The sequence below is a fragment of the Kordiimonas aquimaris genome, assembly GCF_025574485.1.
Taxonomy (GTDB): domain Bacteria; phylum Pseudomonadota; class Alphaproteobacteria; order Sphingomonadales; family Kordiimonadaceae; genus Kordiimonas; species Kordiimonas aquimaris.
Window position 1 is genome coordinate 41,708 of record NZ_JAOBPO010000001.1, and the last position, 15,003, is coordinate 56,710.

A 15,003-nucleotide genomic window follows, 5' to 3' on the forward strand; every position below is an offset into this window, starting at 1 on the left:
GTGTGTAGTGGGTATTATTTTACCGGCCGGATGTGGCACCCTCATGGATGAGGCATACACTAAAAACAGCCGCAGAGAATAGGCAGATTAGGAAAACCATATGTTGGGATTAAGCACGCTCGCAAAGAAGATATTTGGATCAGCTAATGATCGCTATCTTGCTAAGCTCGAGCCCAAAATTGCTGCCATTAATGCGTTGGAGCCAGAGTATCAGGCATTGTCTGATGAAGCTCTCACGGCCAAAACTGTTGAGTTCAGAGGCCGCCTTGATAACGGCGAAAAACTGGATGACTTGCTGGTAGAAGCGTTTGCTGTTGTCCGTGAAGCCGCTGTGCGCGCCCTGGGCATGCGCCATTATGATGTGCAGTTAATCGGCGGTATGGTCTTAAACGATAGTTCGATTGCCGAGATGAAAACAGGTGAAGGTAAAACGCTTGTTGCTACCCTTGCTGCCTACTTAAATGCATTACCTGGAAAAGGTGTTCACGTTGTCACCGTGAATGACTATCTGGCTGAACGTGATGCCGAGTGGATGAGCAAAGTCTATGGTTTCCTTGGCCTGACTACAGGCGTAGTCATTCCAGGTAAAACGGATGCTGAGCGCCGCGAAGCTTATGCGGCAGACATCACGTATGGCACCAATAACGAATTTGGATTTGATTACCTGCGCGACAATATGAAATTCCAGCGCGAGGAAATGGTACAGCGTGAATTCGCATTCGCTGTAGTTGATGAAGTTGACTCGATTCTAATTGATGAGGCGCGTACACCACTGATCATATCAGGGCCTACCGAGGACAAATCAGACCTTTACATCAGCATTGACCAAACTTTGTCGCAGATCAGCGAAGATGATTACGAAAAAGACGAAAAGTCAAAAAGCGTCTCACTAACCGAAGACGGCACAGGACGCATAGAAGACATCCTGCGTGCTGACGGATTACTTAAATCTGAAAGTCTTTACGACTACGAGAACACTGCAATTGTTCACCATGTAGATCAGGCGCTAAAAGCACGTACCATGTTCGAGCGCGACACGGATTACATCGTTAAAGATGATAAAGTTATCATTATTGATGAGTTTACCGGCCGAATGATGGATGGCCGCCGATACTCTGGTGGCTTGCACCAAGCACTTGAAGCGAAAGAAGGCGTTACAATTCAGCCAGAAAACCAAACACTGGCATCTATTACTTTCCAAAACTACTTCCGTATGTTCCCTAAACTCGCCGGCATGACAGGAACAGCAGCCACTGAAGCAGAAGAATTTGCTGATATCTACGGACTGGGTGTTATCGAGATTCCAACGAACGTGGAAATTGCACGCGTTGATGAACACGATGAATTTTATCGTACATCTAACGAAAAGTATGATGCCATCCTGAAAGACATTGAGGAAGCACAATCGAAAGGCCAACCTATTCTTGTAGGCACGGTATCGATTGAAAAATCAGAGTTGTTGTCAGCATTTCTGAAGAAAAAGAAAATCAAACATCAGGTACTAAATGCCCGACACCACGAACAAGAAGCCTTTATTGTTAGTCAAGCCGGTCGGTACGGTGCAGTAACTATCGCCACGAATATGGCTGGTCGCGGTACAGATATCCAGCTGGGCGGTAATGCAGACATGCGTATTGCGGAAGAAACGCAAGGCATCGACGATCCGAAAAAAACAGCCAAGATCGAAGAAAAAATCAGAGAAGAAGTTGCTACTGAAAAGCAAAAGGTGCTTGAAGCAGGCGGCTTGTACATTATGGCAACCGAACGTCATGAAAGCCGCCGCATTGATAACCAGTTGCGTGGTCGTGCTGGCCGTCAAGGTGACCCTGGGCGCACGAAGTTCTTCCTATCATTACAAGATGATTTGATGCGTATTTTTGGCCCGGAGCGGATGGACGCCATGCTTGTGCGCCTTGGCATTGAAGAAGGTGAGGCCATTATTCACCCATGGATCAACAAGGCGATCGAAAAAGCGCAGCAGAAAGTTGAAGCACGCAACTATGATATCCGCAAAAACCTTGTAAAATATGATGATGTCATGAACGATCAGCGCCGCGTCATCTATGATCAACGCCGCGAGATTATGGATTCTGACGATGTATCAGAAACAATCAAGGATATGCGCGATGACGTAGTTCAACACATTGTTGAAAGCCGTATTCCGCCTAAATCATATCCTGAACAGTGGGATTTGGAAGGCTTGCAAGAAGACGTGGAAAACACCCTTGGTTTGCACAACATATCGATAAAAGACTGGAGCGAAGAAGAAGGTGTTGATGACGACACCATTATTGAACGCCTTGAGATCGAAAGTGCACGCCTGATTGATGATAAAGCCACCCAATATGGAACCGAGTTCTGGCGCCATATCGAAAAAAGCCTACTCCTGCAGGTTGTCGATCAGGAATGGAAGGATCACCTACAAAACCTTGATCATTTGCGCCAAGGCGTTGGTTTGCGTGCATATGGTCAGCGTGATCCGCTAAATGAATATAAAACCGAAGCCTTCTCTCTCTTTGAAAGTATGCTGCATCAGAACCGCGAGACGCTGGCACGATTGCTTGCCCGCGTGGAAATTGCGCCGCAGGTTAGTCCGGCTGATGTGATGCCATCGCCGCCAGCGCCACAGGTAATGGAAGCAAACCATCCTGATCCGTCTGCTGGCGGTATTATATCAGGTGATACAAGTGCGGGTCCTGTTGATATGGGCGATGTTGATGCAAACGACACATCTACTTGGTCAAACGTGCCGCGCAACTCACCTTGTCCTTGCGGTTCAGGACAAAAGTACAAACATTGTCACGGCAATGTTGGCGGCAACGGCGCACCGTTTGCAGCACCAGCCAGCAACCCATTTGCAAATGTTGGCAGAAACGATACATGCCCGTGTGGTTCCGGTAAAAAGTTCAAACACTGCCATGGTTCGTTATAATAAAATGATACCTTAATACACTATATGATACATATTGATGAAAGCCTGCCATGCGAATTTTGATTGATTATTTCTGTGATCAATTTATTCTACCAACTAACGTTTAACTCTGAGCAACTAACTGAAATGGCAGAGGTTTTATCGCTTGCATTACCGCCCGGAAATAGATGGTCTACGGGCGGTCGCTGTTTTGCCCGTAATCCTTTTTCACGCTGGTCTAGAAACCTTTAGTGGTGGGTTTGTTGGCGTTGATATTTTTTTCGTTATCAGCGGTTATCTTATTACTTCGATTATCTTGTCCGAAATGGACAAAGGCACATTCACAATAGTTAATTTCTACGAACGGCGTGCGAGGCGGATTTTACCTGCTTTATTCTTAATGATGTCCGCAACTGTCCTATTCGCATATATAATACTGTTGCCCGCAGAACTGGTTGAGTATTCCCGTAGCTTAATTACCGCAATATTTTTCAGTTCAAATATTTTATTTTGGCAAGGAGAGAGTTATTTTAATACTGTTAACGAACTTAAGCCACTACTGCATACTTGGAGTCTTGCTGTAGAAGAGCAATATTATATCTTCTTCCCTCCAATTATGATGATTCTATACCGATTTGGTAAACCTGCCATCACAGCGGCAATTTATATCGGCATTGCTTCAAGTTTTGCACTCACAATTTGGGCAATAGACAACAGTAAGATTTCACTTGAGGCTGTGTTCTACCTTTTGCCTACTCGTGCGTGGGAAATTCTAGCTGGCGCTGCATGCGCTATAGCTCTTAAGAATCACTTATTTAGTGGCAACAATATTGCCTCAATACTCGGCCTCTTAATGGTTACGTCAGCCATAGTATTTTTGGATGGTAGTGTGCCCTTCCCATCCGAATACGCACTGTTGCCCGTTTTGGGAACTGTTCTAATCATCTTATTTGCCCGAGATCAAAACATAGCTCAACGCCTACTATCAACGAAGGCTTTTGTGTGGATTGGTTTAATCAGCTATAGCGCTTACTTATGGCATCAGCCTATCTTCGCCTTTATAAGATTGTCTCCCTTAACAGCGCAAAACCCACTAATTCTTGTAGTAGGCATTGTAATTGTTTTTCCTTTAGCCTTCTTGTCTTACAAATATGTTGAAGCTCCGTTCAGAAAAGCTCCCCCCAACACATTGGGTAGCAAGGCAATACTTGCTCTTCCTATCACTGTAACATGTTTATTGATGATATTCTGGCTCGCAGCAGAATATACTAATGGTTTTCCAGGAAGATATCCGGAACGAGACAAAAGCCTTGCTTTACTAAACGTTAGAAGTGAAGGGGAATACACAATAAAATACTTTGATGTTTTAAATTTAGAGCCGTTTGATTCTGACAAGGCTTCCAAAGTACTAATCGTTGGCGACAGTTTCGGCAAAGACTTCTTAAACAGCATTATTGAAGTTAATCGACATCAAAACACAAGCGTATCTACTTTTCACATTTTACAAGCGTGTGGTAATTTAGATGTTGATATCAAACGCATTGCTAAGAATCTGAACCAAAAAGATAAGATTGCCTGCGCACAGCAAGAGCGCTATGAAAACCCTGTTTTGCAACAAAGGTTAAAAGAAGCTGATTATGTCATTCTTGCTTCTTCATGGCGTGAATGGCAAGGCTCATTACTACCTGAATCTCTCAGTAACTTAACAGCTCAAACTACTGCAAAAATTGCCGTTCTCGGCCGCAAACACTTTGGAGATATTGAAATCAAGCGCTACCTGGAAATGCCTTTGAAAGAAAGAATAGAACTACGAAACCAACTGCCCGCACTCCACCTTTCAACAAACAATACTATAGGGAAATTGATTCATAATAATTTCATAGATTTTCAAGCAATCGTCTGTGAAGATAAATCTACATGTCCTATTTTCACTAAAACCGGCAAGCTGATCAGCTATGACGGAACGCATTTAACACCAGACGGTGCTCGTTATGCTGGGAATCGCCTTTTTCAAAAATCAACATTTATTAATGAAGCTTTCCCCCAATAATCATTAGATTTTGACTTTACGGGCCTCATTACATGAACAGAATATGAATGATTAGCTCAGAATTAAGTCAGCGTTAGCACGATACATTGGCTTCATCAAACAAGGATGAAACCAATGTTGAGCATATTAAAACAACAGACAGCAACAAAGCCTCTTGCGCTAGCAAGCATCGTGTTAGGTGCCGTGTCTGTATCATCGCCTGCATTTGCTGACCCATACACAGCGCATAATGCCGACCCAATTGATTATGAATTTCGTGCAAGCCATCCGTTTAAGGTTTTCGTGAGCGTAGATACCGAGAACCGCCGTGGACGCGATAAAGCTTCATATATTGCACGTGATCGTATTGCAGGCCTGGTTCCATCATATGTCGTTCTTGTTTCGGATCGTCGTGCCGCAGATATGACTATTCGCGCCAATGAACTGGATTACCGTCTTTCGTTTCACGTAACTGATGTTGATCAACGGAACAAAAAATATAAGAAGCGTCGCCGTTATGTTGGCGGACAATGTGGTATACACCAGCGAGCATATTATACGCGAATTACGGAAAAAGGCGTTGCGTTAGCTGATTATAAGTTGTCCGTTCGACTTCGCGGTGCTGGTCGCTACACAGACGCCGTACGCATTAAGGCGGACGAGAAGTTTCGTCATGGTCAAAACCTGCGCGCACAAACCAACTGCGGCGTAATACCAACCGCACACTATCCAAATTCTGCAGTAGCGCGCTTGTTCTCACGGTCTGTTGACCAACAGAAACAGGCAATCGCATATGAAGTGCGCAACGAAACGACAAGTAAATTAGCGCACGCTATTGCAAGAAACATTAACGGTCGAAGTGAACAGTTCTATGCAAATCTTGCAGCACAGTATTCATACACGCCTACATACACAGAACAACGCTACGACGGACACCGTTCTCGCGCCGGTATATACGACCGCGATGCTGACGCGACATATCGGTGAAAATAGAGAAACGCTGGTGCAAACCCTGATCTCGCACAAGCACCAGCGGGCGTTTCATAGAGACAAAAGGTGTTCCCTCGCTCCCCTTCATGTCTGAAACGTCCAACAAGAGAAACGCCCGGATTGTAACGTGTAGTTTTGAGTATTCCGGGCGTTTCTTCTTTTTCTAACAGGCCTCACCATCAAAATACTGACGATTGACAGCATCAATGTATTTCCCGCGCGAACTTGCCTCCCGTTCATGCGGGGCAAATTGAGCTGACGCCTTATCAAGCATATCAACGGCTTTCTTCAACATTTCAGTATCCGGCGCCGATAAGGGGCTTTCTTTGCTCATTAAGAACTTAATACGAGCAATCATTGCCTCTTTCGTCGCTATCTCTTCAATAGAAGCCGAGTTTGTGCACAAACCATAAACACCGTTGCGATAATGCTCCCACTCACTATCAAAAAATGCGTCAGCAGCAGCACCAGAAACTTGTCCGCTTGCATCAAACAGATGATGAAAACCATAATTTTGCGCATCAAATTCTATTAAGTAGCCACGATACCCATCATAAAATACCTGTTTATATGACCGCGCAATATCTTCCAACGCTCGTGGATCACTTAAAATCTGACGCACCATATCTACGTAAGAATTTGGGAAAAAAGACTGCCTTATTTCTTCAACATAATCACCAAATATAGACGTAATAGTACACTCGCCTTTTAACTGATAAGCGGCATCCGGTAAGCACTGCGCCGCGATCATGGATTCAATTTCACGCGTTGTTGCCCCGCTTAAGGTTGATAACTGCTCAAGCGAAATAAAGTTTTCCGTAATATAATTATAACTGCTCATAATATACCCATATGTTCACTATATGTTCTTTATTTCATTCTAAAGTTAAATGCAAAAAGAAAGCGCCTAACTTAGTTAGGCGCCCATCATTATCTGTATATTAGAACCGCAATCTCAAGCGAATGCATCGTCCCATGAACCTTTGGTTGCAGCCTTCGAGTATTCGGTCGCCCGGTTCTCGAAGAAATTTGTATGCTCAACTGCATTCAACATACTATCGAGCCACGGCAGCGGATTTTCCATGATATTATATTCAGGATCAAGCCCCAATTGTTGAAGGCGACGGTCACCAATATAACGGATATATTTTTTAACATCCTCTGCTTTAAGGCCTTCAATCGGTCCCATACCAAAAGCAAGATCGATAAACGCATCCTCATGCTCAATTATTGTAGTGCAAGCACTGCGTAACTCTGTTTGCATTTGCTCATCCCACAAATCCGGATGCTCGCTCATCAATGTTTTGAACAATTTGATGATACTATCACAGTGCAAACTTTCATCACGCACGGACCATGTAATGATTTGCCCCATGCCTTTCATTTTATTAAAGCGCGGGAAATTGAGCAGCATAGCGAAACTGGCAAACAGCTGCAGGCCTTCTGTAAAGGCACCAAATACCGCAAGTGTTACACCTGTTGATCGTAGATCATCAGAATTAAACTGCTGCATGTAATCAAATTTATCCTTCATTTCTTTATATTTAAGAAATGCAGAATATTCGCTCTCTGGCATGCCGATTGTATCAAGCAAGTGGCTGTATGCAGCGATATGAATTGTTTCCATATTGGAGAATGCAGACAGCATCATCTGAACTTCAGTCGGCATAAATACCTTGGTATAATGCTTCATGTAGCAGTTATTAACTTCGATATCACTTTGCGTAAAAAAGCGAAAAATTTGCGTCAGCAAGTTCTTTTCAGAAGCAGATAAATTATTGGCCCAGTCACGCACATCTTCCGCAAGTGGCACTTCCTCGGGCAACCAATGAACCTGTTGTTGCTTCAACCATGCCTCATAAGCCCAAGGATAACGAAACGGTTTATAAACATGTCTTTCTTCAAGCAAGCCTGTCTTAACTACCGTTGAACCGCCATCAGCCATTTTATTGCTCTCCCACGCACGTAAAAAGCCTCTAAATCGAGGAATCGTCAATTATATGAATCGGGGGATTATACCCCTCAATTTGTGTATGTGAAACGAAGAAACACAATATTTGCTATATTTTCGGATAACCGAGCAAACACAACACGTTATGAATTTTCTTATTGATTTGACTCAATTTCACGCACAATAGAAACTATACACTCACAAAAATATTTAGAGCATTCTTTGCATGAAAAAGTTATTTGCCGTTGTCATTTTAGCCCAGCTAGTCACCGCTTGTGCCAGCGGACCAAATGAGCCTGATCTTCAGCTCAGCTACAACCGGGAAGCTGCAAGCGAAACGCCTTACCGTAATCCGGTTATCGTCATTCCGGGTGTTCTAGGCTCCAAACTAAAAGATATTCGTACTGATCAGCCTGTTTGGGGTGCGTTCATTTCCGGTGCCGCCGACCCCCAAAGCGATGACGGGCTTCGCCTGATTACTGCGCCGTATATATACCCTGATGGCTCGAAAACGAACTGGAGCCATGTGGTGCCGGACGGTGCGCTCAAGGAAGTCAAACTTCAATTGCTTGGTATTCCGTTGAAAGTTAAAGCGTATGCTCAAATTATTGAAGCGCTCGGGATTGGCGGATACCGGGAAAAACAGCTCGGCAATGCAAATGACACACTATACGACGATACGCACTATACCGCGTTTCAATTTGATTATGACTGGCGCATGTCTAACGCCGAAAACGCTCAAAAGCTATTTCATTTCATTCAAGACGTACGAGACCAAACCGCGCAGGTTTATGAAACCCGTTACGGCATATCTGATGCGGACATTAAAGTTGACATTGTCGCCCATTCTATGGGGGGCTTAGTTGCGCGCTATATGCTGCGATACGGTGAACAAGGCCTGCCGAAAGATGGTTCAGATCCAATACTTGACTGGTCGGGCTCACTTGGCGTTGAACGCGTTATACTTATTGGCACACCCAACGCCGGATCTGTCAGTGCGATTGAAGAACTGGTTCAGGGTAAAAATTTTGGCTGGCCGTTTTTACCTTATTACAATCAGGCAGTACTTGGCTCCTTTGCTTCCCTCTATCAGCTGATGCCTCGCGACAGACACAATACGATCGTAGGGCCAAACGGCGAGCAGTTAGGTTCGCTTTATGATATTAAAACGTGGGAAAAACACCAGTGGGGCCTGCTTGATCCCAAAATGGAAAAAACATACGCACGGCTGTTTCCCGAAATTGAAAGTGCCGATGAAAGGCGTTCTATTGCCCATTATACACTCGCGCATCACTTGACTGAGGCAAGGCGTTTCGCTGAGGCCTTAGATAAGCCAGCGGCGGCGCCGGAACGCCTACTTTTTGATTTGGTTTTAGGTGATGCAGACAAAACTATCAGGGTTGCGACTTATGATGCTGATAAAAAGTCATTCAAAACACAGGTTGAAGCACCTGGTGATGGTACCGTGCCGCGCTATTCAGCATTAATGGATGAACGGGAAGACGGCAATGCCAGCATATGGACACCGCGCCTTCGTTCACCAATCGCATTCGATAACGTAATGATATTGCCGTACAATCATATTGGCTTAACCCAATCAAAGGTCTTTATCGACAATATGCTATATTGGTTACTGGTTGAACCGCGACCATCCGGTACACCGCTCGGTTACCCGCTTAAACAATAGAATAATCATAAATAAAACTCTGGCACTCAGAGCTTTTATTTGTCTGGTATCATACTCTATTTTTGAGTGAGCCCTCAGGCATGTTTTCTAAAAAACTCAATCACTACACGATTAAATAATTCAGGTTGCTCCCATTGCACAGCATGACCCACTTCTGGCACAACAAGTGTTTCGCTACCAGGCATTTGACGTGCCGCAGCCCTCATCATTGAAGGAGGCTGATACAAGTCAGCTCCACCGGCGATAAAAAAGGCTGGAATGTTAAGAGACCGAATTTTATCCCATGTTATTTCACTCATGTCCCGCTGGTGCACTCTAGGGCCTGCACCGCTGGATTTCTCTTCCATCTCAATCCATTCTCGAACACCTTCTGGGTGCGCCCACCGATATGCTGGACCGATCTCTTTAAATTCGGACGGCATAGCGCTAAAGCCTTTGGAGAGAATAAAGTCTGAACGACTATCAATGTCTTTGTCCCACAACCCGAACAAACTACAAGCAATAACCATGCTCATCAGTTTATCAGGATAGGAAACAGCATAATCTGAAACTACAAAGCCGCCAGCAGCAAGGCCTACCATGTGAAACTTATCAATATTCAAATGTACCATTAAGGCGTCAAGGTCGCCCGCATAACTGCCCGTGTCATCCAATGAGCCAGCGGGGGAGCCATAACGCCCACGCCTCGAATAAGCTATTGTCCTAAATCCAGCAGCCGCAAAAACAGGCTGCTGATAAGGCCAGCTTAACGCGCTGCCCGTGCCCGGGTGAGAAAAAACTACCGCAGGACCATCACCGCCTGTATCCCAGTAATAAATTCCGGCACCACCAGAGAGTGGAAGCACACCTTCAGTTACTGGGGCTTGCCTGGGAATTGTTACATGTTCTGGCTCTCTGATGCCCTCAACACCGCAGGCATCTGGGGTTTGCGCCGACGTGGCACCTCCTGCTGTACCGGAGGTAACTACAGCAGCAGCAGCCATTGCAGCACCTTTAATAATATTGCGTCGATTATGACTAATTTTATCTTCGACTTTATCCATCATATTCCCGGTTTTAACGAGCTGCACGTTTTACCTAATAGACCCTATAGAAATATTAACCAAACTCAATACACATCGTTTGCGTTTTCCAGACAGCAGTGCATTGCCAGCTTCACTGACTAATAATGCGGTTGCTTATCAAGATATTCTCTCACAGGCATCACGGCCTCAGCCTTTACGCTTTGCGAGTATCAAATCATTGTTTAAAAATAAGAAAAGGCCCTGAAAACAGGGCCTCAACTACTTATTCTTATGATTTTGAGATACGCCCGATTATTGGCAAGCTAGGCATTCTTCGTAATCAGTGGTGTTCGCTGCTGCCAGTTCCAACTGCATTTCCATTTCAGCCTTTTTCTTGGTACTGCCGGTTGCAACCACCTCAGCACGAGCGATTGATTTCGAACGACAATAATAAAGGCTTTTGAGGCCTTTTTTCCAAGCCTGATAATGGATTTGGTGCAAGTCACGTTTGTGTACATCTGCCGGCAAGAAAATGTTTACTGACTGTGCTTGTGAAACATGAACAGCACGGTCCGCTGCAAGCTCAACTACCCAGCGCTGATCCAGTTCAAACGCAGTTTTAAACACGTCTTTTTCATCTTGGGTCAAAAACTCAAGATGCTGAACAGACCCTTCATTAACTGTGATAGAGGTCCATATTTCGTCAGTATTTTGCCCTTTTTCCTCAAGCAATTTGGTTAATGCCTGATTGTGAACAATAAAGTTACCGGACAGGGTCTTCTGATTATAGCTATTCGCTGCAATAGGTTCGATGCCCGGACTGGCGCCACCACAAATGGTTGAAATTGAAGCCGTTGGCGCAATCGCTGTCTTGTTCGAGAAGCGCTCCATCATGCCGTAATCAGCAGCGTCAGGACAAGGACCACGCTCGAATGCCAATGCTTCAGAGGCACGGTTCACTTCTTTTTCAATATGCTTGAAGATATTGAAATTCCATGATTTAGCCATACCACTTTCAAACGGCACCATATTGTTCTGCAAGAAACTGTGGAAACCCATCACGCCCAAGCCAACAGAGCGCTCCCGCATTGCTGCATAACGCGCTTTGGCCATCTCACTCGGTGCACGGTCAATGAAGTCCTGCAACACATTATCAAGAAAACGCATGATGTCGGGAATGAAATCCTTATTATCTTTCCACTCCTTGAAGTGCTCAAGATTAAGACTGGATAAACAACAAACAGCCGTACGTTCGTTACCCAAATGGTCAACACCTGTTGGCAGCGTAATTTCAGCGCAAAGGTTTGATGTTTTCACTGTCAAACCTGCAAGCTTGTGATGCTCCGGCATTTGACGGTTCACTGTATCAGAGAAGATAAAGTACGGCTCACCAGTTTCAACCCGTGCAGTTAACAGACGAATCCACAAGGAACGCGCACCTACGGTTGTTACAACATGACCGTCTTTCGGGCTTGTGAGCGCCCACTCTTCATCAGCCTCCACTGCACGCATAAACGCATCAGAAATCAGCACGCCGTGATGCAGGTTTGGTGTTTTGCGATTTGGATCACCACCGGTCGGGCGGCGCAACTCGGCAAATTCTTCAATTTCAGGGTGGCTTACTGGCAGGTAAATCGCTGCAGACCCACGGCGCAGTGACCCTTGAGAAATAGCAAGCGTTAGGCTGTCCATCACGCGTACAAAAGGTACGATACCGCTAGTTTTACCGACACCGCCAACAGTTTCACCAATAGAACGCAAATTGCCCCAATAACTTCCTATGCCGCCCCCACGCGACGCAAGCCATACATTCTCTGTCCACAAGTCAACAATAGAGCCAAGCTTATCTTGTGCTTCATTCAGGAAACAACTGATAGGCAAACCGCGATTGGTCCCGCCATTCGACAAAACAGGCGTTGCAGGCATAAACCACAAATTGGAGATATAGTTATACAAACGCTGTGAATGCGCCGCATCGTCACCATAAAAAGACGCAACCCGTGCAAACAGGTCCTGATAACTTTCACCGGGCAACAAATATCTATCCGTGAGTGTTGCCTTACCAAACTCGGTAAGAAGCTCATCTTTACTTCTATCAATTTCTACCGCGCCGCCGTGCTCGAAATGCGTTACTTCAAACATCTTGCCTCTTGCTCCCTGGACCGCCCCAGTTTCTTAACCCTGAATACCTAATCGTCTTTTTTGCTCTATATGCTCGTTCAGTTTCTCTCTGATTTTTCAAGCTTATAATCTGAACTTTTGACTCCTTCATCGCTTCGTGAAACCGCTTAAAGTAACACAAATCAGGAACAAAAGCTGAACAAAATCAACTTTTTATTTATTTTCAATATCTTACGAAGCAAATCTAACAACGTCCCCCGTTACGGATAATGCTTCGATTGCTGTGGAGGTTAAGATAAGGGCGAATGCAGTCATTCGTCAAGATAAAGTGGTAAAACTTTTTTCTTCCCACAATATCTAGTGTTTGCGACATTGATTAGCGAAAGCTATTCTCTGCCTGCAATCACATAAACACAGTATGCTAGAAATCAGGTGAGGAAACTCAACGATTCGCGCTTGATACAGGTTTTGATAGCACGAGAGTGTTACAAAATGATGAGGTGTCAAATTTGGTGCGTGTAATTACAAATAAATTACAGACCTGCAGCCAGCAACTCAGTTCAGTATAAAGCCTTTGGCAAACGCCAACCCAGCCTTATAGCAGCCGCTCGTGTTATAAATGCAGCGGCCATTCCCGCCCAAAGCGCATACACTGGCACCGCGGCTATGTACATTATAGTACAATACAGACCAGCACCTACAAATGCCGCCGTTGCATAGATTTCCTGATCATCCCGCAAAACCAGCGGGATTTCATTGCAAATGATGTCGCGAATGATACCGCCAGCAACACCTGTTGCCACACCAAGCATCACGGCAATCATCGGGCTACCAGATACGGCCAGTGCTTTCTCCGCGCCTACGACACAAAATAAAGCCAGGCCAGCTGCATCAGCCCAAATCAACCACTTCATTCGACTTTCAAGTTTACCAGCGACGAAAAATGTAAGTGCAGATGCTGCGAGCGCCGCCCAGATACTGGCAGTATTTTGTACCCAGAAAACGGGCTCACCCAGTACAAGGTCACGCAGTGTGCCGCCGCCAACTGCAGGCATAAGTGACACAACAACAATGCCAAAAACGTCCATACCCTTTCGCACGGCTGCCAGCGCACCAGAAACAGCAAAAACGAAAACGCCAACCAGATCAAAGTAAAAGAGCAGCTGCTGCATATCTATACTTTCCGGCAACATACCAATCATCATTATTGAAAGTAAAACTGCTGTACGGCCAGGAAAAGGCTTAGTTAAGACCTATATCCCCTACCGCAAGAAACTTTTCGCGGCGCAACGACTTGAGACGAACACGATCAAACCCTGCCATATCGCGCAAACCACTTTCGAGGCTGTCACCAAGCATATTCATCGCACGCTCGGTATCACGGTGTGCACCGCCGAGCGGCTCGGGCACGATACCATCAATAACACCCAGCTTATGCAGGTCTTGGGCTGTAATCTTCAATGCATTAGCCGCATCCTGCGCTTTTTCATTGGTACGCCATAAAATCGACGCGCAACCCTCGGGCGAGATAACTGAATATATCGCATGCTCCATCATCAACACATGGTTCGCAGCAGCAATTGCAACCGCACCGCCAGAACCACCCTCACCAACCACACACGTGATCATGGGCACTTCAAGTGACAAGCATTTGTCCGTTGAGCGCGCAATGGCTTCTGCTTGGCCGCGCTCTTCCGCGCCAACACCCGGATATGCGCCAGGAGTGTCTACTAGTGATATCACTGGTAAACCAAAACGATCCGCCATATCCATTAACCGAATAGCTTTACGGTACCCTTCCGGCCGCGCCATACCAAAATTATGGACAATACGGCCTTCAGTGTCCGCACCCTTTTCATGCCCCATAACAACACAAGCTTCACCGCGAAATCTTGCAATGCCGCCAATAAGCGCTGAATCTTCACCAAATGCCCTGTCACCAGCCAAAGGTGTAAACTCAGTAAACAGATGCGCGACAAGATCGCAAAAATGTGGTCGTTCAGGGTGACGTGCCACTTGAATTTTCTGGCTCGGCGTCAACTCGGCGTATGTTTCTTTCAACATTTTACTAAGCTTGGTTTCCAGCTGCCCAACTTCAGATGAAATATCAACATCACCCGCGCCGCCTGAAAAACTCCGTAACTCTCTGATCTTGCCTTCAAGTTCAGCAATTGGTTTTTCAAACTCCAAAAAAGTCATCATAGTGTCAGCCTTCTTTTTGCTATACGCATCGCTCATATCGTATTTAATCACGTTTTGAGATTGGGCGCAAAATCCTTGATGTTATGTAATGTGTCAAGTGATGTATTT

At 45.3% G+C, this 15,003-nt stretch carries 10 protein-coding genes; 4 read left to right on the forward strand and 6 right to left on the reverse strand.

Going from position 1 to position 15,003, the window contains the following annotated elements:
- Positions 1-100: 100 nt before the first annotated feature.
- The 3 genes from secA to OEU88_RS00175 all read left to right on the forward strand — a co-directional run bounded on the left by secA (position 101) and on the right by OEU88_RS00175 (position 5,927).
- Positions 101-2,932, forward strand: coding sequence for a preprotein translocase subunit SecA (gene secA / locus OEU88_RS00165; RefSeq protein WP_262693070.1), 2,832 nt, complete (start codon positions 101-103; stop codon positions 2,930-2,932).
- Between the two features lie 145 nt (positions 2,933-3,077).
- Entirely contained in the window at positions 3,078-4,961 is a 1,884-nt protein-coding gene (locus OEU88_RS00170; RefSeq protein WP_262693071.1) for an acyltransferase family protein, read from the forward strand.
- A 114-nt stretch (positions 4,962-5,075) separates the two neighbouring features.
- A complete protein-coding gene (locus OEU88_RS00175; RefSeq protein ID WP_262693072.1) occupies positions 5,076-5,927 on the forward strand; it encodes a hypothetical protein in 852 nt (283 codons plus the stop codon).
- A 166-nt stretch (positions 5,928-6,093) separates the two neighbouring features.
- On the opposite strand, the gene OEU88_RS00180 is transcribed toward OEU88_RS00175, so the two are convergent.
- On the reverse strand, positions 6,094-6,771 hold the full coding sequence (locus OEU88_RS00180; protein ID WP_262693073.1) for a DUF6058 family natural product biosynthesis protein: 678 nt from the start codon (positions 6,769-6,771) through the stop codon (positions 6,094-6,096).
- A 114-nt stretch (positions 6,772-6,885) separates the two neighbouring features.
- Positions 6,886-7,875 (reverse strand): ribonucleotide-diphosphate reductase subunit beta, encoded by a 990-nt coding sequence (locus tag OEU88_RS00185; RefSeq protein ID WP_262693074.1) that lies wholly within the window; start codon positions 7,873-7,875, stop codon positions 6,886-6,888.
- A gap of 232 nt (positions 7,876-8,107) precedes the next feature.
- Between OEU88_RS00185 and OEU88_RS00190 the strand changes: the two genes are divergently transcribed.
- The gene (locus tag OEU88_RS00190) at positions 8,108-9,568 is read left to right on the forward strand and encodes an esterase/lipase family protein (RefSeq protein WP_262693075.1); all 1,461 of its coding nucleotides are present in this window, start codon (positions 8,108-8,110) and stop codon (positions 9,566-9,568) included.
- A 74-nt stretch (positions 9,569-9,642) separates the two neighbouring features.
- On the opposite strand, the gene OEU88_RS00195 is transcribed toward OEU88_RS00190, so the two are convergent.
- The 4 genes from OEU88_RS00195 to OEU88_RS00210 all read right to left on the reverse strand — a co-directional run bounded on the left by OEU88_RS00195 (position 9,643) and on the right by OEU88_RS00210 (position 14,892).
- Positions 9,643-10,614 carry an alpha/beta fold hydrolase gene (locus tag OEU88_RS00195; RefSeq protein WP_262693076.1) on the reverse strand — a complete coding sequence of 324 codons (972 nt, stop codon included), beginning with the start codon at positions 10,612-10,614 and terminating at the stop codon, positions 9,643-9,645.
- Positions 10,615-10,884: 270 nt separating this feature from the next.
- The gene (locus OEU88_RS00200) at positions 10,885-12,714 is read right to left on the reverse strand and encodes a ribonucleoside-diphosphate reductase subunit alpha (RefSeq protein ID WP_262693077.1); all 1,830 of its coding nucleotides are present in this window, start codon (positions 12,712-12,714) and stop codon (positions 10,885-10,887) included.
- Positions 12,715-13,253: 539 nt separating this feature from the next.
- Positions 13,254-13,865 (reverse strand): trimeric intracellular cation channel family protein, encoded by a 612-nt coding sequence (locus OEU88_RS00205; RefSeq protein ID WP_262693078.1) that lies wholly within the window; start codon positions 13,863-13,865, stop codon positions 13,254-13,256.
- Between the two features lie 70 nt (positions 13,866-13,935).
- Positions 13,936-14,892: an acetyl-CoA carboxylase carboxyltransferase subunit alpha gene (locus OEU88_RS00210; RefSeq protein ID WP_394805213.1), complete on the reverse strand. Its 957-nt coding sequence runs from the start codon at positions 14,890-14,892 to the stop codon at positions 13,936-13,938.
- Positions 14,893-15,003 lie beyond the last annotated feature (111 nt).

Coding starts and splice junctions, on each gene's coding strand:
- OEU88_RS00205 (WP_262693078.1), bottom strand. CDS start 13,865: ATGCAGCAGCTGCTCTTTTACTTTGATCTGGTTGGCGTTTTCGTTTTT.
- OEU88_RS00175 (WP_262693072.1), top strand. CDS start 5,076: ATGTTGAGCATATTAAAACAACAGACAGCAACAAAGCCTCTTGCGCTA.
- OEU88_RS00195 (WP_262693076.1), bottom strand. CDS start 10,614: ATGATGGATAAAGTCGAAGATAAAATTAGTCATAATCGACGCAATATT.
- OEU88_RS00210 (WP_394805213.1), bottom strand. CDS start 14,892: ATGACTTTTTTGGAGTTTGAAAAACCAATTGCTGAACTTGAAGGCAAG.
- OEU88_RS00190 (WP_262693075.1), top strand. CDS start 8,108: ATGAAAAAGTTATTTGCCGTTGTCATTTTAGCCCAGCTAGTCACCGCT.
- OEU88_RS00200 (WP_262693077.1), bottom strand. CDS start 12,714: ATGTTTGAAGTAACGCATTTCGAGCACGGCGGCGCGGTAGAAATTGAT.
- secA (WP_262693070.1), top strand. CDS start 101: ATGTTGGGATTAAGCACGCTCGCAAAGAAGATATTTGGATCAGCTAAT.
- OEU88_RS00180 (WP_262693073.1), bottom strand. CDS start 6,771: ATGAGCAGTTATAATTATATTACGGAAAACTTTATTTCGCTTGAGCAG.
- OEU88_RS00185 (WP_262693074.1), bottom strand. CDS start 7,875: ATGGCTGATGGCGGTTCAACGGTAGTTAAGACAGGCTTGCTTGAAGAA.